This is a genomic window from Ralstonia sp. Ralssp110 (genome assembly GCF_047325135.1).
GTDB classification, from domain to species: Bacteria; Pseudomonadota; Gammaproteobacteria; order Burkholderiales; family Burkholderiaceae; genus Ralstonia; species Ralstonia mojiangensis.
On the sequence record NZ_CP168610.1, the window covers coordinates 2,447,475 to 2,470,012 of the forward strand.

General features: G+C 63.7%; 19 protein-coding genes. 4 read left to right on the plus strand and 15 right to left on the minus strand.

Annotated features, from left to right (window positions below; all coding sequences use genetic code 11):
- Positions 1–6: 6 nt before the first annotated feature.
- The 8 genes from ACEN9T_RS20375 to ACEN9T_RS20410 form a co-directional block, all read right to left on the minus strand.
- Entirely contained in the window at positions 7–669 is a 663-nt protein-coding gene (locus tag ACEN9T_RS20375; protein ID WP_413706883.1) for a molecular chaperone, read from the minus strand.
- 444 nt (positions 670–1,113) lie between these two features.
- On the minus strand, positions 1,114–3,594 hold the full coding sequence (locus ACEN9T_RS20380; RefSeq protein WP_413706884.1) for a fimbria/pilus outer membrane usher protein: 2,481 nt from the start codon (positions 3,592–3,594) through the stop codon (positions 1,114–1,116).
- A gap of 197 nt (positions 3,595–3,791) precedes the next feature.
- Positions 3,792–4,412: a molecular chaperone gene (locus tag ACEN9T_RS20385; RefSeq protein WP_413706885.1), complete on the minus strand. Its 621-nt coding sequence runs from the start codon at positions 4,410–4,412 to the stop codon at positions 3,792–3,794.
- A 213-nt stretch (positions 4,413–4,625) separates the two neighbouring features.
- The gene (locus ACEN9T_RS20390) at positions 4,626–5,213 is read right to left on the minus strand and encodes a fimbrial protein (protein WP_092971697.1); all 588 of its coding nucleotides are present in this window, start codon (positions 5,211–5,213) and stop codon (positions 4,626–4,628) included.
- A gap of 363 nt (positions 5,214–5,576) precedes the next feature.
- Positions 5,577–8,057: an ATP-binding protein gene (locus tag ACEN9T_RS20395; RefSeq protein WP_217649355.1), complete on the minus strand. Its 2,481-nt coding sequence runs from the start codon at positions 8,055–8,057 to the stop codon at positions 5,577–5,579.
- Positions 8,058–8,327: 270 nt separating this feature from the next.
- Positions 8,328–8,834, minus strand: coding sequence for a rhombosortase (gene rrtA / locus ACEN9T_RS20400; protein WP_092971889.1), 507 nt, complete (start codon positions 8,832–8,834; stop codon positions 8,328–8,330).
- A gap of 77 nt (positions 8,835–8,911) precedes the next feature.
- Positions 8,912–11,368, minus strand: coding sequence for an ExeM/NucH family extracellular endonuclease (locus tag ACEN9T_RS20405; protein WP_413706886.1), 2,457 nt, complete (start codon positions 11,366–11,368; stop codon positions 8,912–8,914).
- Between the two features lie 193 nt (positions 11,369–11,561).
- Positions 11,562–11,897, minus strand: a complete 336-nt coding sequence (locus ACEN9T_RS20410; protein ID WP_413706887.1) for an RcnB family protein — start codon at positions 11,895–11,897, stop codon at positions 11,562–11,564.
- Positions 11,898–12,164: 267 nt separating this feature from the next.
- Here ACEN9T_RS20410 and ACEN9T_RS20415 point away from each other — a divergent pair, with 267 nt between their 5' ends.
- Positions 12,165–12,797 (plus strand): LysE family translocator, encoded by a 633-nt coding sequence (locus tag ACEN9T_RS20415; protein ID WP_253536640.1) that lies wholly within the window; start codon positions 12,165–12,167, stop codon positions 12,795–12,797.
- A gap of 93 nt (positions 12,798–12,890) precedes the next feature.
- Here ACEN9T_RS20415 and ACEN9T_RS20420 read toward each other — a convergent pair whose 3' ends face one another.
- From ACEN9T_RS20420 to ACEN9T_RS20445, 6 genes are all read right to left on the minus strand, one after another.
- On the minus strand, positions 12,891–13,118 hold the full coding sequence (locus ACEN9T_RS20420) for a sulfurtransferase TusA family protein (RefSeq protein WP_024976289.1): 228 nt from the start codon (positions 13,116–13,118) through the stop codon (positions 12,891–12,893).
- A gap of 47 nt (positions 13,119–13,165) precedes the next feature.
- Positions 13,166–13,747, minus strand: a complete 582-nt coding sequence (locus ACEN9T_RS20425; protein WP_413706888.1) for an NUDIX domain-containing protein — start codon at positions 13,745–13,747, stop codon at positions 13,166–13,168.
- A gap of 14 nt (positions 13,748–13,761) precedes the next feature.
- On the minus strand, positions 13,762–14,799 hold the full coding sequence (locus ACEN9T_RS20430; RefSeq protein WP_413708490.1) for a threonine aldolase family protein: 1,038 nt from the start codon (positions 14,797–14,799) through the stop codon (positions 13,762–13,764).
- A 40-nt stretch (positions 14,800–14,839) separates the two neighbouring features.
- On the minus strand, positions 14,840–15,028 hold the full coding sequence (locus ACEN9T_RS20435) for a 4-oxalocrotonate tautomerase (RefSeq protein WP_004629375.1): 189 nt from the start codon (positions 15,026–15,028) through the stop codon (positions 14,840–14,842).
- Between the two features lie 55 nt (positions 15,029–15,083).
- On the minus strand, positions 15,084–15,869 hold the full coding sequence (locus tag ACEN9T_RS20440) for a class II aldolase/adducin family protein (RefSeq protein WP_413706889.1): 786 nt from the start codon (positions 15,867–15,869) through the stop codon (positions 15,084–15,086).
- 75 nt (positions 15,870–15,944) lie between these two features.
- Entirely contained in the window at positions 15,945–17,159 is a 1,215-nt protein-coding gene (locus ACEN9T_RS20445; RefSeq protein ID WP_413706890.1) for a YbfB/YjiJ family MFS transporter, read from the minus strand.
- Positions 17,160–17,261: 102 nt separating this feature from the next.
- On the opposite strand from ACEN9T_RS20445, the gene ACEN9T_RS20450 reads away from it, so the two are divergent.
- From ACEN9T_RS20450 to ACEN9T_RS20460, 3 genes are all read left to right on the plus strand, one after another.
- On the plus strand, positions 17,262–18,170 hold the full coding sequence (locus ACEN9T_RS20450; protein ID WP_092971704.1) for a LysR family transcriptional regulator: 909 nt from the start codon (positions 17,262–17,264) through the stop codon (positions 18,168–18,170).
- A gap of 75 nt (positions 18,171–18,245) precedes the next feature.
- Positions 18,246–19,640, plus strand: a complete 1,395-nt coding sequence (locus ACEN9T_RS20455) for an NfeD family protein (protein ID WP_413706891.1) — start codon at positions 18,246–18,248, stop codon at positions 19,638–19,640.
- Positions 19,641–19,651: 11 nt separating this feature from the next.
- Positions 19,652–20,410 carry a slipin family protein gene (locus tag ACEN9T_RS20460; RefSeq protein WP_413706892.1) on the plus strand — a complete coding sequence of 253 codons (759 nt, stop codon included), beginning with the start codon at positions 19,652–19,654 and terminating at the stop codon, positions 20,408–20,410.
- Positions 20,411–20,416: 6 nt separating this feature from the next.
- Here ACEN9T_RS20460 and ACEN9T_RS20465 read toward each other — a convergent pair whose 3' ends face one another.
- Entirely contained in the window at positions 20,417–22,525 is a 2,109-nt protein-coding gene (locus tag ACEN9T_RS20465; RefSeq protein WP_413706893.1) for a TonB-dependent siderophore receptor, read from the minus strand.
- Between the last annotated feature and the right edge of the window lie 13 nt (positions 22,526–22,538).

A 22,538-nucleotide genomic window follows, 5' to 3' on the forward strand; every position in this document is an offset into this window, starting at 1 on the left:
TGGAATTTATTGAAGATCGACTTCGTGCGGAAACTGCAGCCCGATGTCGTTGATCTCGACGAATCGCATACGCAGCGGTCTGACGGCATGCGGCACCGTCGCGTCGAATGTTCGGGTCGCTCCGGGTTCAAGCAGCAGGTAGTCGGAAATGGGACGATGCCCGTCCTTCCATTGCAGATCCAGATCGATCAATGAGACATGAAACAGGCTGGCGTTGACCACTTCAATCTGGTCACCGTTGATCCGCCAGCGGAGCGTGGCGACGGCATCTGACACGCTGCCGCTCAGGGTTTTGGGACGATAGAACAGCTTCAGCCTTTGCTTGATAGCGAACTGAACCGTGTTTTGTTGCATCGGCTTGACCGGAATACCCATGATGTTCAGAAACAGCATCGATTCGCGGTCCGACGGCATCCCATGGCCCGCATAGAAAATGCGTATATCGCGGCTTCGATTCGGCTCGACCTTCAGCAACGGCTCTGCGATCGCAAACGGAATGGTCGGGTCATCCTCGTTATGGGCATCCGTGATCCAGCTCTGCACAAGAACGGGCAGATCGTCCAGATTGGTCACCGGCACAGTGACGCTCTTGCTCGCTTCTTCATAGATCACACGGGTTCCGGTAATAGTCAGTGCAGCATTAGACGGCGCGATCAGCAGCAGTTGCATTGCTGCTGCAAGGAATGCCGGGGAACACGCAATCGCATGTCGCACTCGCTGGAAAGCGTTTGACGAGACATGCGAGAGCCGGATGGCAAAGGCATGCAGCGAAACTGGCCCGCTGGCCATGGGGCCGCTGGCCCTAAGTTTGGCCCGTCGCGCATCGCCATCGCGCCGAGCTTGGATTTCATTTGACTCGTTCAATTTGTCCTTTGACTCCTATTCAGACGATGCACGCGCACCGGCCACGTCAGCTGGACGCGCTAGGACGAAGGGGCCAAGCTCAAAGTGTCCGTGACAGATTTCGCTTTCGCTTTTGCACAGACAACCCGGACAAGCGATTTATGATCACCACGTAGAATCGGCATCGCGCATTTGCTTCCGGGTCGCACGCTAGTGCTCTTACAAGGCCCATCGATGGCCGTGCAGTGGAAAGACTGAACTTGCGGAAAGCTATCGGCACCGCAAGGTCTGTCGCTGGTAGTTGAGCGCGCCTTGCGCTTTAGGCAGCGCATAGGGCGCTTGACACTGCCCCTCCTTCCATTTCACCGCCAACGTGCCCTGATCCTGCGGGAGCAGCACAAATGCCTTGCCGCTCGGGTCCGCGATACCCAACTGTTTGCCGGTTTGCGAGTCCTTCACGCTGGCCCCGAAAGGCACCGGCTTGCCGTCAGCCTGTTCAAGCATGAACTGCGCGCGGCGACCGCTGTAGCCCTTGAAGGTCGCCTGCACGATGGCGCCGCGGCGCGGCACCACCTGCTTGACGGTATCTTCGAGTTCTACGTCCGCGCCCAGGTTATGCGTGTCAGGACGCAAAGCGTTCAAGCGGTACGGCTGTGCATAGGTCACCACCGCGTAACCGTTACGCCCAACCGCGGCACCGCGATCGGTACGCACATCTGTGCCCTTGAGGCCGTCCATCTTCATCAGCGCAAAGGTGTCGCCCACCGTGCGGCTCATGTTGACGCCGCCGCCATGCACCACGACCGCGCCCATGGCACTCACGCTGGCGGATTGGTAATCCCGTGCGACATTGACGTTGGCCGAAAGCTGGCCCGCATCGGCGTCGTGCGTGATGCTGGCGCCCCCCGTGGCGCCCCGCCCGCGGCTGGTATAGCCGGCCTGCATCGCATACGACGTCCGCTCGCTGAGGAACCCATTCAGCCCGCTTTGGATGTTGGTGCCGCCGTTGCTGTCTTTGCTTACGTTGGTATAGGCACGCGGCGAATGCAGCTTGCCGCCCAACGGAATCGACATCGTCAACATGACCTGAGTGTTGTTGCCATAGCCGCCAAAGCGCGTATCTTTGGTCTGGCTCAGGCTCAGGTTGTAGCTAAGCTGGCGCCAATTGTTGCCGTAGCCGACGCTGACGCTGCGGCTGGCCCCCTCCTGATTCCAATAGGTCTGCTGGCTGACGTTCAGGTAGACGCTGCCATACCTGCGCTCGGGGCCTCCGAGGTCCTGGCTCGTCGTCAGGTCGATGCGCGAGCGGCTACGGCCAGATGGGATGCCCGTCGCATTGCTCAGATCGTTGACGTGATCGTTGAACGTACGATAGCCCGACGTCGAGTAACGATAAGCCGCCAGGGTGAAGTTGGTGTTGGTCCGCGTAAAGGTCTTGGCGTACAGGATTCGCACGCTCTGACCAATATCACGCTTGCCCTGTGCGCGGCTGCTCGATTGCGTGATGTCAACTGATAGCGCGCCGATTGGCGTGTTTGTACCGGCGCCCACGTTGACGGCCTGGAAGTCGCGCGAAGCCTGGAAACCTCCTGCCACCGTGCTGTTGTCGGTCAAGCCGTAGACCAGCGACCCACTGACTAGGTTTGGCGATGTGTCCTGGTCACCGTTGTACTTGCCCGCCGCGAAGTTGTACTTCAATCGGCCCTTGCGAAGCATCAGCGGCAAGCTGGAGAACGCTTGATGAGTCACTCGCTTGGTGCCATCGGCCTCGATGATCGTAATTTCGAGGTCACCATTGGAGCCGGAGGGAAAGATATCGGTCAGTTGGAACGGACCGGGCGGCACGTTCGCGCGGTAGAGCACGTAGCCGCTCTGACGGACTTCCACGACCGCATTGGTGGCCGCCTGCCCTCGGATGACGGGCGCATACCCGCGTTCGCTATCGGGCAGCATGGCGTCGTCCGAGCCCACTTGCACGCCGCGAAAACGCACGCTGTCAAACAGTGTTGCGTCGGAATATTGCTCGCCCAGCGTCAGCTGGCCCTTGATCGCATCAAGGTCGCGCTGCACTAACGTCCGGTTGCTCTTGAAGCGCGTCTGACCATCGTTGCTACCGCTCAGCGACGACTCGTTACGCAGTCGCCAGCGGCCGATGTTCACGCCGTTCTGCAGGCCAAAGTAATAGCTGCTGCTGTCGGGACCGATACGGCCATGGCCGTAGTTACCACTGAACTGATAATTGACATACCCAGCGGTGACACCTTCATCCCATAAGGCGGGATCCACGTAGCCACGCGCAGCACGCGACAGAAATGCCTGCGGAATGCTCAGGTTGAGCCGGAGCCGGCCGGCGTCGAAGTCGACCGCGGCCTGCTCCATCAACTGCGGCAAGTCCAGGCACGCCGGGCTGTAGCGATCCAGCGGCGGCGTGATGGCACTAAGGTTGACGCCAAAATCCAGCAACAGTTGAGCGGTCAGGCACGGACGCAATTTGCCTTCGGCGCCATTCTGATGGAAGTCAATGTCGCGACGTCCGACCAGATCGCCATTGACTTGCACCTCGACGCGGTATGTGCCGGGCGGAACGCTGCTGCCCGAAGACAGAACGGCACTCAGGTCTGTAGGTCGGCCCTGTCCGTGAAGAAAGTTCGTATTGAACGCGAGCAGTGTTGGGGCAGCGTGCGCAACAAGCACATCACCCTCTGCGGCGCGCGCGCTGTTGAACATCGCCACACACAAAGCCAGATACATTGGGGTCGCGCTCGGACGAGCGGCAAGCGCTTTTCCATCGATCTTTCTGGGAAACCGTTTGGTGGTCGGGCGTTTAGACATCGCAATGCTCGCTTCTGGCTTTGAGAATCGGGGGTGTCACATAGGCAAGCTCCGCTACGGAGGGGTGCGGGCTGCTCCAACCCATGAGGGTGGAGAGATCGAATCCATCAGCTCGATCAGTTGCCGGCGGGAACCGGTGTGCTCAGTTGGTTGCCGCGGAGGACGACGCGATAGCTCTCGCGGCCGCCGTAGTCATTGATGACTTCGTAGCGCACCTCCGGTGCAGCGGCGGAGCCAGTCGGCAGCTTCACGGGCAGTACCAGCGTGGCACCGGGAGCAATCATGTTGGCATCGACAACCGGTTCGTCCGTGCCGCCTGCGTGCAGCTTGGCATCCACCACGGTGACGTGATACAGACTCGGGTTGCTCAGACGCAGCATGGCTTTCCCCGCGTCCTGGTTGAGCTGCCATTGCAGGCCCGCTGTGGCCTTCTGAGGATCGCCACCGAGACCAGCGGGTCGATAGAACACTTTGATGCGCTGGCGCACGGCCAGCTGCAGTACATTTTCGCTGCTGGCTGCCTGAGGAATCTCTTGCACGTTCAGCCAGAACGCTGACTCGCGATCGGCAGGCATGCCCACACCCTCATACAGCACGCGCAGCAGTTGCTGCTGTTTAGAACCCACCTTGGCCAAAGGCGGCGTGATGGCGAACGGAAGCTGTGTATCGGCCGCATCATCGAGTGGATCCAGCCACGACTGGATCAGCACATCAGCGCCCTCATTGCTGACCACCACGGAGCTTTCTTTGTTTTTGCCCTCAAAGATCACCCGCGTGGTACTCAAGGAAATACTGGCGTGACTTGCGGACGCAGCCAACGCGCACGCCAACGCCGCGCCAGCGGCGATTCGTTTTGCTTTCATATCCGGAAGTGCCTGTGAAGAGAAAGAGACGGCAGCAGATGAAGTTCCGCTGCCGATTGAAGCCAGCCGGACTGGCTGGCACTTGGCTTATTGGTAGCTCAGCGTGAACGGCAGGCTTGCGTTGGCAATACCGGGCTTGATCTTGGTCGGATCGGCAGCCACGTAAGCAGCGGCAAAGCGGACGTTGAGCGTACCGCCGCTTGCCGGCACATCGGTTTGTGCCAGGAGGTCACCGCTGCTCAGGTCGAACGCACTTGCGCTCGCGCCAGTACCTTCGTACACGGCAATGCTCACGCCCTGGGCGAAGCCGGCAGCGGTGTTGCCATTGTTGACGCGCAGCGTTTTCTTGTCAGCGCTGAGTTCTGCGGTCTTGCCTGCAAACTTCATGCTGACCTTGGCGCCCGTCTTGCAGACCACGTCAAAGTTGGCCGCGCCAGCGCCGTTCGTCAGGCGCTTCGGTGCGGCAAGCGTGCCTACGTCGTCGGCGGCAATGGTGCCCATGTTGACGTTGATGGTGCCTGCATCACCCGTGGCCGACGAAACCTTGCAGGTGTCATTGACAATCGAGCCTTGGAAGTTGATGACGCCATCCACCGTGGTCGGCGTCGTCTGCGCCATTGCGACGGAAGACAGCACAGACATGGCGGCGCCCGCCACGAACAATTTCGCTTTCATTGACTTACCCTTTTGATTGAGACCGCAGCGTTCAGTGCTGGGACTTGGTCGAGAACAAATGCCTATCGAAGAAGGCAGGCGCAAGTATTCCAACCCAGGGTGCCACGCAATATCAGACTGCTCTGAAAAGCGTGCGAGATTGGTGCATTTCTTGGAATAACGCCTCTGAGTGGGAAGCGTGGGAGGCGCTCGATATCGCCTAGGACGCAGCAACCGGGGCAACGCTCACCACCCGTTACATGAGCGGTTCGGCGGGATTCAAAGGGAGCACGATTGGATTGCCGTGCTGAATACAAGATCTCTGCCCCAACAGAAGCGCTGCCGTGAGCGCCGAACCCGCGACGACGAAACGACGCGCAGGCTTTACCGCTGGGCGTCGCTCACGCTGGCACCGTTTTCACCAGCGGCCGCGTTGGGCGGGTTCAAAGACAGCAACTCTGCAAACAGTTCGTCAGTGCCCGGTTGCGCACCGCCCGCTGTGGACGAAAGCCGGCGCTCGATCTCGGCGGCCACGTCGCGCGTGCGAGAATGTCCGACCACCGCTGCGGCACCCCTGATCCGGTGTGCGGCGTGGCGTGCCAATCCGACGTCATGATCACGCAGTGCAAGCCGGAGCGTCTCCATATCTGCCTGCAGGGTGTCGCGGTAGATGGCCTCCAACCCCGCCGAGGGTGGGTCGTGCTCCGCAGGCATGGCACCCGACGCATCGTCGCCGTGCGCGCACCATAGCTCGATCATCTCGCGCAAGGCGGCAAGGCGCAGCGGCTTTGACAGAACGCCGTCCATGCCGCTGTCAAAGCACTGGGCGCGGTGCGCGTCGTCTGTCGCAGCGGAAATGGCGATGATCGGCGTGCGTGTCGCCGCGCGCTGCTGCTCGATCTCGCGCATGCGCCGGGCGACGGCGTATCCGTCGATGCCCGGCAGGTTGCAGTCGAGCAGCACCATGTCGAACGCCGTCGCCCCGAACATATCGAGCGCCACCTCCCCTGTTCCGGCGACGGTCGACCTGCACGCCAGTGCGTCCAACTGATGCTGGATCGCGTGCTGCACCGCCTCGTGATCATCGACGACGAGCACGAGCGGTCCTTCCTGTGCCTGCGGCAACGGCATATCGGCTCTCGGCTTGTGGCCGCGCCTTGGCGCCGCAGCGCTCTCCAGCGGCGTCTGCTGCGAGGCCGCACGTGTCTGCGGCGCTCCAGTGGGCAGCATGACGGTGAACACGGTGCCGACCTCCGGGCTGCTGCTGACTGTGATCGCGCCCTTCATCAGGTCGACCAGTTCGCGGCAAATGGCCAGGCCGAGTCCGCTGCCGCTCGCCCCGCGATTGCCCGGGCTTTCCACACGCGCGTACGGGTCAAAGATGTTGCGTTGGCGCTCGGGAGGAATGCCCATGCCCGTGTCCCGGACTTCGAGCACCAGCGTACCGGCACCAGGATGCTTTCCTCCCAGGTAGTCGATGCGCAAGACCACCTTGCCGACGTCCGTAAACTTGATCGCATTCACCAACAGATTCAGAACGATCTGCCGCACGCGCGTGGCGTCGATGTCCGCGCTGAAGCCCGGCGGGCATGCCACGTCAAGGGACAAGGCCAGATGCTTTTCGTCCGCACGCCAACGGACCATGTCGAGCGTCTGTTGGGCCCATGATCCGATCACGGTTGGCCTGGGCGCAAGTTGGACACTGCGGGATTCGAGGCGCGAGTATTCAAGAACATCATCGAGCAGCGCCAACAGGGTCTCGGACGCTGAGATCGCTGCATCGGCGCGACTGGCCTGTTGCCCCGTCAACTGCGAGCGCTGCAGCAGTTCCAGCGACGAGAGGATCGTGTGCATGGGCGTGCGGATCTCGTGGCTGATGAATGCCAAGAACATCGCCTTGTCGCGCTCGCTGCGGACGGCGGCTATGCGCGCGCGCCAAAGCACGTACGCCAGCATCGCGAAGGCCAGCATCACACCTGCGACCAAAGCGACCTGTCGCCACCGGTAATGCAGGATCGAGGCGAGTGAAGGCGCACCATAGTCGGTCGTTTCCTGCCACCGATGGCGGATGGCATCAGCGTCCGACGCCGAAATGGAAGTCAGCGATTTGCCCAGAATCGAGGCGAGCACGGCGTTGTCCTCGCGCGTCACCATGGCAAGGGCATAAGGCCGGTCCCAGATGCTGCCAGAGAGAAAGAGCCGGCCCTTGAATCGGCGCTGCAGTTGCGGGAGGATCGACGCATCCGTGCCGAGCGCTGCATCGGCTTGCCCGTCGGCGACAGCCTCCAGCGCGTCGGACTCCTCCTGGAACGTCAGCACGGTCAACGGCACGCCGCCGTGGCGGATGGCCAGTTCAAGACCGCCGCCGCCTTTGACTGCCACGCGCTTGCCACCCAACTGTGCGAAACCGGCAAAGAGGTTTTCACGCTCGGCCGTGATGATTACGATGGTCCCGACGTAGTACGGCGGCGTCGCAAGAAAGCCTTCGCGGCCCGGTGCCGCTTCTTCGTCCTTGCTCCAATCGGGCAACATGTCGACCGTGCCGGACTTCAATGCCGCGACCGACCCTTTCCAGCATGCGCCGTCGACGTATTCGAAGCGCAGGCCGCTGAGTTCGGAAACTGCGTCGAGAAACGACGGGACAATCCCGACCACCTTGCCTGCATCGACAAACTCGAACGGACGCCAGTGCTCGTCGACGCAGGTGCGAACAACCGGATGCGCGGCGATCCACGCGTGCTCCTCGGGCGTGAACAGCGAGGTCGCGGCCGCGTGGCTGCCGGCGGACATCAAGCCCAGCCATACGCCCAGGATCAGCGCGCGCACCGCCGCCGCTACATTGTTCACATCATCCCCAGTCGCCATATCGGAATCGATTGCATCGGCGCGTCGCACTCGCGATGTTACCGATCTTGCCAATTCAGAAGCTTAATTCAGTCCAAAGCCTGGAGCACTGGAAAGTTCAACTGCCGGGCGCGTGGACGGGCGAGTGAAAGCCTGACACGACCGTCTTCTGATGGGTGAGCGTACCGTCTTCAGGCACCCGATTTGGCGATGGGCGCGTTGCTCGTTAGGCCGGTTTGCGGATCGGCTTCTCGCTACTCGCATCCCCGGGAACGTCGACGGTCGGGGTGCTCAAACGGATGTCTGGCGCTCGATGCAAAGCAGTAGCGCGCCCGCCGCCAACCCGGCCAGATGCGCAGCCGCAAGCGGCGGCGCGCCCAACCATGCCATCACATCGGCGTTGCCCGTGTCCAGCCACTGCCAGAGCGCCCGTGCCACGAACGCAAGCAGTACGAGGGCTGCAATCGGCTCGCCACGCGCACGTGGCAGCAAGGCGACCACGGCCAGACCGCATGCGATGCCCGAGAACCCGGCATAGTGCTGCAGCCCGGGCAACGCGAAAAAAAGCACGAAACCGATCGACGCCGCAAGCCACAGGCAGCAGCGCCACACGCATAGCGACGCGGGAAGAATGACCGCCAGCACGACGAGACCACCGACATTGAGCAGGCAATGCGCCCAGGTGAAATGGACGAAGTGCCCGGAGACCAGCCGCCAGACTTCACCAGACGCGATGGAGGCGCGTTCGTAGCGCAGCGCATCCGCGACGGTGGCGCCGCCGGCCTGCAAGGCGAGCATCAGCAGCGCGACCGCAAGAAACCCAGGATGCACTCGGCCGCGCGACCACCACGCTGGACGGCGAAGAGCCGGGATGCTCAGGCGTGCCACGCGCGACGCCGCACCAGGGCCACCACACCGACTCCTAGCACAAGCCCCACAAGGGGATCCACCGCACCCGCACCCGATGCCCCGGCACTGCCAGCGCCGCTCCCCGTAGCAACATCGCTTTCAGGAGCCGTGCCCCCACCGGCCGCCTGCGTGTTGAGTGCGAGGTCAACGAGCACCGGATCGTGATCCGAGGAGCGATATGCATCCGGAGCGTAGAACGTCTGTTGCTGCTCGGCGCTCTTGTAGGCGAACGAGTATTCCAGCGCAATCGGTTCGTCGGCGTTGATATGCCACTCGTGCACGGCGCGTACACGCTCAGCCAAGCCGGAGGTGGCAAGCGCATGGTCGATGTAGCCGGATTCGCCGCCGTAGACGTAGCTGTAGGCATCCTTGCCGACGAACTTCTCCACCATGTCGGCATATCCCTTGTCGGCAAGCAGCAAGACGGGGTCTTCCTTGGCATAGCTGTTGAGGTCACCGATGAGCAGCTTGCCTACGTCGGACACGCCAGTCGGAGCGGTTGCCAGCCAATCGGCGATCAGCGCGGCAGCGCGCACGCGCGTTGGGTTCCAGCAGCTCTGGCCGTCGCCCTGGTCGGCATCCTTGCCGGTGGCACCTGTGCAGCCCTTGGACTTGAGGTGATTCACCACCACGGTGAAGTTCTGCGCGCCACCCACGCGGCGGAAGCTGCGCGCCAGCGGCTGGCGGTTCTTGTCGTCGATAGCCAGCGTCGCCGGCACGCCGACGGGCTGCACGGTGCGGCTGTTGTAGACCATCGCCACCGTGATCGCATCGCTGCCCAGCTTCGGCACGCCAGGATCGACGTAGCGCCAGTCGGCGCCAAGCTGGCTTGTTAGGCGGCGGATGGCGCTGAGTTCACCGTAGCCGTCATTCTCGATTTCCATCAGGCCAACCACATCGGCATCGAGCGCGCGGATCGCCGCAACAATCTTGGCTTCCTGCCGCTCGAACTCGGCCTGCGTCTTTGCCCCTCGGTTGTTCGGATCGTCGAAGCCGGCGCCCTTTCCGTCGCCGTTGAAGTAATTCAGCACGTTGAAGGAAGCTACCCGCACGTCCGCCTGAGCGTGCCGTGCGGGCGCCCCTGCGCGTGAATTGGCGGCGGCATTGAATGCCGGCGCGGCGGCCCCCGGCACCGGCTGCAGACGCCACGCGTTGTAGCGCTTTTCCAGCACGCCCCGCACACCGCTGACCGTATAGCCGGCGCGCAGGGGGTTGGTCGCCGACAAGCCCGGCGTCGGGTACCGCACGCTGCCGGGATTCTGCTGGTTGGAGCCATCGTCGAGCACGATGCGGTTCAGCGCATTGGCCGCGGCCTGCGCCGCCGCGCCATTCGCGGGAGGCGCCACGTTTGTCGGCAATGGCAGGCGCCCGTTGCTGAGCAGGACGCTGCCATAGCGCCCCAACTCGTACGTTTCGCTCACCGTCAGCGTCTGCGGCAGGCGCACGAGCATCCCCTCGTACGCCGACAGCGTGCGGGCTTCGGCCACGGGAAGCGTCACGTCGACCGGTGTCACGTTGTAGCCGCTGCCGCAACTGGCCATGCCGTTGGTAGCGAGCGTCAGTTGGGTCTGGCCGTACTTTTCCTCAACCTTGCCGACCAGGTGAACCAAGTCGCCCGCGCGTGCCATCACCCCGGGGGCGTAGATGAAGAGTCCTTCGGACACGCCGGGCAGCTTGCGGCGCTGGGTGTCCGGCTGCTGCACGAAGAAGCCGCTGAAGCCGTTGGCACCGCTGTAGTCGGCGGTCACGACCGCTTCGATCTCGACGTTCTGCCCAGCCAGCGGCGACGTCGTCGCCCCGCCCTGAACATCTGCCAGATGCGTGGCAGGCGCGCCGCACGTCGCCATGGCAGGCGGTGGTGTGACCGTGCCCTGCCCGTTGTAGAGGCCCAGGTCGGAAAAGTCGTCGACGTTGAATGCATCCCACTGCACGGACGGATCAAACGCAGCGGAGATGTCCGCGTCGCCCTGCTTTACCGTGCCCTTGCGGCGCAGGGTGTGGTCCTTGGTGCCGGCGCTGGCGGTACCCCAGAAGCCGGACGGGGGTTGATAGCCGACCTGGCCGATGCGATCCACAACGACGCCGGAACGCGTCAGCGCCAGCGCGTCGTCGCCGTTGAAGGAGAACGCCGCAGTCTGGTTGACGCGGGTGCCGAGCACGCTGGCCAGCGTGCTGTGAGCCATCACATGCACGGAACCCGGCGCCAACCTGCCTGAGAGTGAGAACGAGGCGGTAGGCGTACTGCCGCCGTTGTTGTACTGCTCGATCTTGTAGACCGACAGATCGGCCTCTGCGGCGTCCGGGTTGTAGATTTCAATGGCCTTGTTGTTCGAGCTGCCTTCTACGTATTCGCTGATGAGGAGCTCGGCATGAGCAGGCAGCGCCATGAACAGCACGGCGGGAAGGAGGAAATGCAGGTGCATGGGGGATCAGGGGGTGGGGGATGGAATGGTTTAGGCATACCTTTAACAACGCCGATGACGTATGCATGGCGCGCGGCCGCCGATCGTTCAGCATTCTGTAAGGCACCCTATCCCAGAAGCCCGCTCTCACCAAAAAATGAAAAACCCGCGACGCTTTCGCAGTCGCGGGTTTTTCACGCAGCGGAGGGATGTCCTAACCGCCGATCGTCACATTGAAGACGAGACCATCCGGCCTCACCAGGTAGTAGCCGCCGTCCACGCCGACCCAGTGATAGCCACGCGGGGGTGGCGAAAGACGATGCTCGCGCCAGTCGTCGATGATGTATTGGCGATCGCGGTATTCAGGCGGAATGCGCTCACCCCGATTCCACCGGTGGGCCATTTCGCGATCGGCGCGGCGATCCATGTCGACACGTTCGTCGTGGCGGTCGCGGTCCCAGCGGTGATCGCGGTCTTGCGCATGGCCGGCCAGCGGAGCGAGTGCCGATACAGCCAGCATCAATGACATCAGGAACTTAGCTTTTTGCATGGAGTGCTCCCTTAAAGCGTCCGGACATGCCGAACCTTGTTTCCACTCTATGCCGCACTTGGCTGCAGGCTGTGACAATCCGCGTTAAGGATGTAACAGACAATTTTTTGTGCGCTGTACGCCGCGTACGTCATCCAGTCGTCGCGCAGTCCGTATGAGGACCAATACAGAATCGCTGAAATTTGTGATTTTCTGTACCTGTTGGGCGATTGGCGACGGGTGCTAGCCTGCAAGCTCTTCGTCCTTGCCGCTGACATCGAGCCCGCTATGCCTACCCTCACCAACCTGCTCACCTTTGCCCTGGTTGCTCTCGGCATGGTGCTGACGCCCGGCCCGAACATGATCTATCTGATCTCCCGTTCGATCTGCCAGGGGCGCAACGCCGGGCTGGTGTCGCTGGCGGGCATCGCCACGGGCTTTGTCTTCTACATGCTGTGCGCGGCATTCGGCATCACAGCCTTGCTGATGGCCGTGCCGTTTGCCTACGATGCGCTGCGCTTTGGCGGCGCGATCTACCTGCTGTATCTGGCCTGGCAAGCCGTGCGCCCGGGTGGCCGCGCGCCATTCCAGGTGCGGGAGCTGCCTGTGGACAGCCCGCGCAAGCTGTACACGATGGGCTTGCTGACCAGCATGCTCAACCCCAAGGTGGCAGTGCTCTATCTGTCGCTGCTGCCGCAGTTCATCGAGCCGGCGCATGGCAGCGTGCTGGTGCAGTCGGTCTGCCTGGGGCTCACACAGATCTGCGTGAGCGTGACCGTCAATTCGATGATCGCCGCGACGGCGGGCAGCATCGCCGCGTTCCTCTCGCGCAAGCCGAGCTGGCTGTCGGTTCAGCGCTACCTGATGGGCACCGTGCTGACCAGTCTGGCGCTGCGCATGGCGATGGAAGCCCGCAAGTAAGCCACGCCAATTCGCGAAACGATCCGCAGCCAATGAAAACGGGGCGATCCGGCCAAACCGGATCGCCCCGTTTTCATTGAACGCCCTACCCGATCAGCGGCGGCGCATGTAGAACGTGAACACTTTGTCCTGCTCGCTGTGCTCCAGCAGCTCGTTGCCGGTTTGCTTGGCGAATGCCTGGAAGTCCCGCGTGGCGCCGGGGTCAGTGGCAAGAATCTTGAGCACGTCGCCGCTTTGCATGTCGGCAAGCGCCTTCTTCGTGCGCAGGATGGGCAGCGGGCAATTCAGGCCGCGCGCGTCGATTTCCTTCTGAAACTCCATGTCTTCCTCAGTGGTACGGGCAAGCGGCGCAGTGCCGCTCGCATCAGTCATTCCGGGATTGTAACGAGCCGCGTGGGCTGCCACTGGCGCGGCGGCGGCTCGGCCGGTTCGCCGGTACGGATGTCGATGTAGCTGACGGGCAGGCCGCGCGCGGTCAGGAAATCAGCAACGGCATACCCGGTGCCGGCCGTCCACGGACGGACTTTCTCAAACGGCTTCAGACGGTACTCGACGAGTTCTTCCGACAGCGCGATTTCGCCATCGGCCACCACGTGGTACGCAATGATCAGCTCATTCTTGCGGATGAACTCATACACACCGATCAGCGAGATCGATTGTGCGTCCAAGTTCGTCTCTTCCTTCAGTTCGCGGGCAATGCCTTCTTCAGGCGTTTCATCGCGCTCCAGAAAGCCGGTGACAAGGGCAAACATGCCTTCAGGCCATAGCGCGTTGCGCGCAAGGAACATCTGCCCGCGATACTCGACCACCGCCGCCAGGACCGGCAGCGGATTGTTCCAGTGGACAAAACCGCAGTCCGGCATCGGACATGCGATGCGCAAGCGGCCGGCGTTGTGCTGCTCGACGAGCGGCGTGGCGCATTGAGGGCAGAAGCGGTAGTCGGAGCTCATGGCAGAGAGATGCGTTAGACAGCTTGCTCACAGGCTGCGCGGATGTCGGCGGCAAAGGCTTCCACCGTCTCGGGCTCCACGTCCCACGAACACATCAGGCGGCAGCCGCCGGCACCAATGAATGTGTAGAAACGCCAGCCGCGTGCGCGCAGCGCCTCGATGGCGGGTAGCGGCAGCTCAGCGAACACGGCGTTCGATTCGGTCGGGAACATGATGCGCACGCCCGGCACATCGGCAATGCGCGCATGCAGAAGCTGCGCCATCGCATTGCCGTGACGCGCGTTGCGCAGCCATACGTCGTTCTCAAGCAAACCCAGCCACGGTGCCGAGATGAACCGCATCTTCGAGGCCAGTTGCCCTGCCTGCTTGACGCGATAGGCAAAGTCCTCCGCCAGGCGACGATCGAAGAAGACCACCGCCTCGCCGACCGGCAGACCGTTCTTCGTGCCGCCAAAGCACAGGACATCCACGCCTGCGCGCCAGGTGATCTCCGACGGATGCACGCCGAGCGACGCCACCGCATTCGCAAAACGCGCGCCGTCCATGTGCACGCGCAACTGCCGGCGCTTGGCAATCGCGGCAATCGCGCGCACCTCGTCGACGGTGTAGACGGTGCCGACTTCCGTCGACTGCGTCAGCGAAACGACCTTGGGCTTCGGGTAGTGAATATCGGAGCGCCGCGTGACCAGGGCTTCAATCGCATCCGGCGTGAGCTTGCCGTTCTCGCCCTTGGCGGTCAGCAGCTTGGAGCCGTTGGAGAAGAACTCCGGGCCGCCACATTCGTCCGTCTCGATGTGCGCCAGCTCGTGGCAAATCACGGAGTGATACGACTGGCACAGCGACGACAGCGCCAGCGAATTGGCTGCCGTGCCGTTGAAGACGAAGAAGACTTCGCAATCGGTTTCGAACAGATCGCGGATGCGGTCGCACACGCGCTGCGTCCAGGAATCATCGCCATAGGCAGGCTCGTGGCCGCTGCCGTTGGCCTCCAGGAAATACTTCAGAGACTCCGGGCAGAAGCCCGCGTAGTTGTCTGAGGCGAAATGCTGCATGGGCTGCATGGCGGGCCGGCAAATGTGAGTGGAAGACAGGTTACTTCTGTTCGGACCACAGCACGCCGCCGGTGGCCCAATTTTCGCGCTTGATGTCGGTGATGATGATGTCGACGGCGCCCGGCGCGCAGCCCAGCGATTCACACGTGACGCGCGTCACTTCTTCGACGAGCTTGCGCTTCTGCTCAACGCTGCGGCCCTCGAACATCTCAATATGGAAAGTCGGCATGGTGTCCCCTATTTAGTGAATCGCTTTGACAGTCGCGGCGGATGTGTCAGTCGCCTCAGTCACGGTATGAAGCGTCGATTTTATCCAGTTTGCGCAAGAGCGCCGGCCACTCGATCACGCCTTCAATGGCGCCGCCATCTTCAAGCTGTTCTGCCGCGCGATCTGCCACTTGCGGCGCGGGCGAGACGACCTCGCCGCCAGCAAGCGCCTGAATCTGGATCTCGCATGCCTTGATGAGCGTGGCCATCAGCACATGCGCCTCGGCCACGGTACGGCCGATGGTGAGCGTGCCGTGATTGCGCAGCAGCATGGCGAAATAATTGCCAAGCGATGCGGTGAGACGCGCGCCCTCTTCCGGCGTAAAGGCAAGCCCTTCGTAATCGTGATACGCAATGCGTTGGTGAAACCGCAGCGCATGCTGTGACAGCGGCAGCAGCCCGCGCTTCTGCGCCGACACGGCAATGCCCGCCGTGTTATGCAGATGAATCACGCACTGCGCGTCAGGCCGCGCGGCATGCACGGCAGCGTGCAACGCAAAGCCCGTCACGTTGACGGACGGACGCGCAGCCGCATCGGGCCAATCGCCGACAAGCTGGCCGCGGCCATTGATCTTGACCAGGTTGGATGCGGTGATCTCGTCGAACGCGAGGCCGAACGCGTTGATCAGGAAGTGATCGGGCTCGCCGGGCACGGTGGCCGACAGATGGGTGTAGACAAGATCGTCCCAACCGTTGAGCGCGGCCAGTCGGTACGCGGCAGCAAGGTCGACCCGCACTGCGCGCTCGGCCTGGCTGATCTCGCCGCCGGGCGCAACGGCATCGGGGCGCAAGGCAAAAGACATGAGGCTCCTCCAATGGAGGAGGCATTCTAGAACGGGTGCGCTGACCGCGTTGTACGCGCCTTCACATGCCGCGCATCACGCACGTGCCGGGGCCGCCCGCTTGACCACAAGAAAGGTCGCCACACCCGCCACGAGCGACACCGCTGCCACGGCCAGCGATGCATTGAAGCCGCCCGTGGCCGCAAACAACCGGTTCGCCAGCGGCGGCCCAACGATCTGGCCGATGCCGTACACGGCCGTCATGAGCCCCATCAGACGCGGCGCGGCATGCGGCCAGAGCCGGCGCGCCTCGCGCATGGCAAACAGCGTGATCGCGGTGAACGGCAGGCCGAGCAGCGTGCTGGAAAGCGCCAGCCCCGCCACCGTCGGCCAGACGATGCTGATGGTCACGGCAACCGCTTGCATGGCGTAGGCCGTGGCCAGCAGCGATCGGTTGTCGCGCGCCAGGCTGATCCGTGTGGAAAGAAACGCCCCGAGCGCTACCCCCGCACCGAACATCGGCCAGAACAGATCGGGCCAGACCGAACCTGCTGGCAGCACCTTGCGCGCGATCACGGGCAGGAACGTGGCGGTGATGATGTAGCCGAAGCCCGCCAGGCCGTAGGCAATCGTCAGCGCGCTGGTAGGCGCATCCAGCCCGGGTGCCGTGCCGGATGGAGCCGGCGCCGGAGCGGCATGCGCATGCGCTTCAGGCCGGACGGTCGACCACACGGCCGTCGAGAGCAGCGCCGACAGCACGCCAAACGCCATCCATGCCGACGTTGCGTGCCAACCCAGCGCCACCATGCCGCTGGCCGCCAAGCCCGGAATAGCGATGCCAAGGCCCGGCCCACAGAAGATGATGCCGCCGAGCGCCGCATGGCCCAGCTCGGTCAGCCGATGAAGGCACCAGCCCGCCGTAAAGACAAACACCAGCGCGCTGGCCATGCCGGCCGCAAAGCGCAGCAGAAGCCACGCAGGCTGCCCTTGCAGGACGCCCATTCCGGCAGTGAGCAGCACCGTCGCAACCAGACCGATGCGGATGAGGCGCGCCGCGTCGCCACGCACGGCCATGCAGGCCAGCGCGCCAACGAAATAGCCCAGGTAGTTGCCGGTTGCCAGCCAGCTGCCCTGCGCCAACGTCAGGCTGCCGTCGTGGAGCATCATTGGCAGGATCGGCGTGAAGGCAAAGCGGCCGATGCCCATCGCCACGGACAGCGCCACCATGCCCGCAATCGCCACGCGCCAGGCGGTGGCCCGCTGGAAACGCGCGGCGGACAAGGCAGAGGTAGACGACAGCGTGTGCTCCATGGAAGGGCCCGGATGAGGAAATCGGCACTTCATCGTACGCAAGGCCGCTCATCCTGAAAAATGAATTATATTGAACGAACCCATTAGCATTTGAGATACATCATGGATCTGTCCTCGCTGGAGATCTTTCGGACGGTGGTGCGGGAAGGCGGCGTCACCCGGGCGGCCCAGCAGTTGAATCGCGTGCAGTCGAATGTGACGACGCGCATCCGCCAGCTCGAGACCTCGCTTGGCGTGCAACTGTTCGTGCGCGAGAGCAAGCGCATGGTGCTCACGCCCGCCGGGCAGACCTTGCTGACCTACGCCGACGACATCCTCCGCCTGGCTGCCGAAGCGCGCCAGGCTGTGCAGCCGAGCGAGCCGCACGGGCGCCTGCGCATTGCCTCGATGGAAAGCACGGCGGCCAGCCGCCTTCCAGCCCTGCTCGCCACGCTGCATCAGCGGTGGCCGCGCGTGCAGCTCGAACTGGTGACGATGACCACGCGCCAGTCGCTCCAGGCGCTGTCGAACTTTGAAGTCGATTGTGCGTTCGTTGCCGAGACGGCGTGCCTGAATAACACGCGCGCCGCAATGACGACGCTGCCGGCCTTTGCGGAAGAGCTGGTGCTGATTGCTCACCGCGCCCATCCGCCCATCCGCCGCGCTGCGGATGTGCAGACCGCCGGCCTGCTCGCGTTCGAACCCGGCTGCGCCTATCGGCAATTGATCGAAGACTGGTTTGCAGCAGACGGCGTGGCGCCGTCGCGCGTGCTGGAGCTTGGCTCGTACCACGCCATCATCGCGTGCGCGGCGGCAGGCATTGGCGTGGCGCTGGTGCCGCGCTCGGTGCTTGAGCTGTACACGAACGCGCCGGAAATCAGCATCCACGCGCTGGAAAAGCCGGGCCGTGTCGACACGCTGCTTGCCTGGCATCGCGACATGGCAGGGCCCGCTCTACAGGCGCTGGTTCAGGTGCTGAGCGAGCCGCAACCAGCGCCAAGCGCACCCGCGCGCGAGGCTATTGCCGCCTAAACTGAAAGCGGATATCGGGACCGTGCCGCAGGTCTGATCAGGCAACAACCGCGGCAATCCCGGACGGAGGCGCGAATGCGACCGTCGTTGCGGATGCGGCGTTGGATAGGATGGTTGGCAGCGGTCATCGCCGTGGTCTGGACCAGCCTTGCCGTGGCAGCCGCGCCGGTCGTGGTGTTGCCTGTCACCGGTGCCATCGGGCCCGCCAGCGCAGCCTATGTGATCCGCGGCCTGCAACAGGCGCGCGCTCAAGGTGCGCAGCTTGTGGTGCTGCAGATGGACACGCCCGGCGGCCTCGATGCGTCGATGCGCCAGATCATTCAGGCCATCCTTGCGTCGCCCGTGCCGGTGGCAGGCTACGTGGCCCCCGGCGGCGCGCGGGCAGCGAGCGCGGGCACCTACATCCTCTATGCATGCCACGTTGCCGCGATGGCTCCCGCCACGAACCTGGGTGCGGCGTCTCCCGTGGCGATCGGCATGGGCGGCCACGCTCCCAGCCCCGGCGACAGTGCCAAACCGGCCAGCGCGCCAATCGCCCCTTCCAGCAACGAAGACACCCTCGCCCGCAAGCAGATGCACGACGCGGCGGCGTACATCCGCGGGCTGGCGCAACTGCGTGGTCGCAATGGGGAATGGGCCGAGCGCGCCGTGCGTGAAGCCGTGAGCCTCGACGCGCCCGAAGCCGCGAGCCAGCACGTGATCGATCTTGTTGCGGCAAGCCTTCCTGATCTGCTCAAGCAAGTCGACGGCCGCGCGGTGCGCACGTCCGCCGGCGTGGTCATGCTGCATACGGCAGAGGCCACGATCGTCACGCTGGAGCCGGACTGGCGCAACCACTTCCTCGGCGTCATTACCGATCCGAGCCTGGCGCTGTTGCTGCTGACGGTGGGCGTGTATGCACTCATCTTCGAGTTCTCGACGCCGGGCATGGTTGTGCCGGGCATCCTCGGCGCAGTGTGCATCGTGGTGGCGCTCTACGGGTTGCAGATGCTGCCGATCAACTACGCGGGCCTTGCCCTCATCGCGCTCGGCCTAGGTTGCATGGTTGCTGAAGCGTTCCTCCCGACGTTCGGCGCGCTCGGCGTGGGCGGCATCGTTGCGTTCGTGCTGGGCGCAGTGATGCTCATCGACACGCAAACGCCGGGCTTTGGCGTGCCGCTGCCGCTCATCATCGGACTGGCCTTCGTGAGCCTGACCGTTGTTCTAGCGCTCTCCAGCTTGGCGGTGCGTGCACGACGGCGGCCGATCGTGACCGGCGGCGATACGCTCATCGGCATGACAGGCGAAGTGGTGGACGTCGATACTCCGGACGCCGATGCCGACAACGATGGCTGGGCGCGCATCCATGGCGAGCGCTGGCGCGTGCGCTGCGAAGGTGGCATTGCGCGTGGCGATCAGGTGCGTGTGATCGCCCGGCATGGGCTGACACTGATGGTCGAACCCGTCGCCCCCCTCGCCGCGTCTTCATAAGGAGAAGAAAAATGCTTTACGGCTTCTTCAGCGCAGGCGGCCTGATCTTCCTGGCCGCGCTGCTGATCATCTCCTCGTTCCGGGTGCTGCGCGAGTACGAGCGCGGCGTGGTGTTCCTGCTCGGCCGCTTCTGGCGCGTGAAGGGGCCGGGGCTGGTGCTCATCGTGCCGGCCATCCAGCAGATGGTGCGCGTGGACTTGCGCACGGTGGTGATGGACGTGCCGCCGCAGGATGTGATCTCGCACGACAACGTATCGGTCAAGGTCAATGCGGTGGTGTATTTCCGTGTGGTCGACCCGGAACGCGCCATCATCCAGGTGGCCAACTTCCTGGAGGCGACGAGTCAGCTTGCGCAGACGACGCTGCGCGCCATCCTCGGCAAGCACGAACTGGACGAAATGCTGGCAGAGCGCGAAAAGCTCAATCTCGACATCCAGAAGGTGCTCGACATCCAGACCGACCCTTGGGGCATCAAGATCGCGAACGTGGAGATCAAACACGTTGACCTGAACGAATCGATGATCCGCGCCATCGCCCGGCAGGCCGAGGCCGAGCGCGAACGCCGCGCCAAGGTCATCCACGCGGAAGGCGAGCTGCAGGCATCGGAAAAGCTGCTCGAAGCCGCACGCATGCTGGCCCAGCAGCCCGAGGCAATCCAGTTGCGCTATCTCCAGACACTCACACAGATCGCCGGTGACAGAAGTTCGACGATTGTCTTTCCGCTGCCGATGGATGTGCTGGGCGCAGTAAAGAAAGCCGCCGGCGGCTGACGCGCATCACAAATCAATCTTCATGCCGAGCTTGAAGAGCCGCGGCGCGCCCATCGACAGACGGTTGTTGCCGGCGCCCGCCCAGTAGCGCTTGTCGGTCAGGTTGTCGACATTGAATTGCAGCGTTGCGCGCTTGCCTGAGATGCGTGTCACGTAGCGCACGCCTGCACTGAAGAGCGTCGTGCCGCCCAGCTCCGCTTGGTTGGCGTCATTCACAGGGCGCGGGCCAAGGTAATAGGCGCCTGCATTGAACGAGACCGAACGCAGCATCGGCAGCGTGTATTCCGCAAAGACACTGGCGGTGCTGCGCGGCGTGTTCTCCGGCGTTTTTCCGTCGAGGCCGTTACCGACACCACGGAACTTCGCGTCCGTCCAGCCGGCGGAGGCCAGCAGCGACAGGTCCTTGGTGACGCGGCCCTGGGCAGTCAGCTCGATACCGCGAATGCGCTCGCGCCCGTCTTGCACGAAGACGTTCGCGTCGTTGGTGTAGCTCGCCGCACGGTCGATGTCGTACACGGCAGCAGCGAGCTGTGTGCCGGCCGGCGTCTCGTAGCGCACGCCCACCTCCTTCTGTTCCGACAGTGCAGGCGGCATGGCCACATTGGCGTTGGCGGCCGTGTTGGGCGCGCGCGCACCGGCTTCGAGGCCCTGTGCGTACGACGCGTATGCCGACAGCGCCGGCGTGAACTTGTAGATGACCGCTCCCAGCGGCGTGGTCTTGCTGGCCTCGTAGCGATTGGGCGCCTGCTCGCTGGTGTAGCGCGTGTAGCGCAGGCCGGCGATCACCTGCCAGTGCTGCGACAGCGTCATGCGATCCAGCGCGTAGACGCCCGTATCCACGGCGCGCTGCTCGGCGGTGAAGCCCGTGCCCGTGGTCGGCAACCAGCCGAGGTCGACCGGGTTGTACAGATTCTGCGCGCCGGAGAAGCGGTCCGAGTACACGGCCGCCTGGCGCATGTCGGATCGCGCAACGCCAAAGGTCAGGTCGTGCGTGATCCAACCCGTCTTCTCGGTGCCGGAAACATCCACCCGCACGTGGCTGGTATTCCAGCGACCGCTCTGACGCTGGCCAGAGACTGTGCCCGCGCCCGTCACCGCGTTGGTGAGGCGAAATTCGGAGAACGCCCGCGTGCGCGCCGTCTCCGACATGCCGCCCTCCACCGTCAGCAGCCAGGTATCGGCCAACACGTAATCGGCACGCAGCAACGCGTTGGTGTTGTTGCCGTCAAAGTCGGCCCACCCCGGTGAAATGCGTTTGGCCGGGTCGGGCATGGTGGGCAATGTGATGACGCCGTTCTTGGCAGCAGGCAGCGTCACCACCGATTGCTCCGTGATGACCTTGCGCGAGTATTCCACGTCGGCCTTCAGGCTCAGGCGGCTGTTGACCTTCCAGTCGAAAGCCACGGCGGCAAGCTGCCGCGTGCCGTCAATGCCGCTCGTCGGCGACTGCAGCGAGCCGCCCGCCGCGTTGAAGCGGATGCCGTACTGATTGTCTTCACCGAAGCGGCGCCCGACGTCGAGCGTGCCGACGACGGTGCCGTTGCTGTCGAACCGCATGCCGAGCGTCGTCACCGGCGTGTTGCCCGCCCTCTTGGTCACGAGATTGACCACGCCGCCCGGCGTCGTGTAGCCGTAATACAGCGCCGATACGCCTTTCAGCACCTCCACGCGTTCCTTGTCTTCCAGCGGGATCGCCGTGAGTGCTGCCATCGGCATCGAGCCGTTGAAGCGGAAGTTGGTGCGGTTCTCCAGCGTCACGCCGCGGATGGCCAGGTTGTCGAAGGTTTCGCCCGAAAGCTGCTGGCGCGTCACGCCCGCCGTATTGCGCAGGGCGTCGTACAGCGACGTGTCCTGCTGCGCGTCGAGCGCCTCGCGCGTGACCACGTTCACGGTGGCAGGAATGTCGCGCAACGCCATGCCGCGGAACGCCCCAACCTGCGCCGTGCTGGCCGCAAAGCCCCGCTGGCTGCCTGCCGTGACGGTCGTCTCGTTGAGGTCGACGGTAGCGCCACCTGCGGACGGCTGGCCGGCTTCGGCATGCGCCAATGTGGAAACGGCAAGAGGACTGGCGGCGAGCGCGCAGGACAAGGCGCGGGCCGTGAGATGACAGTTCATCGCAGGCAACAGG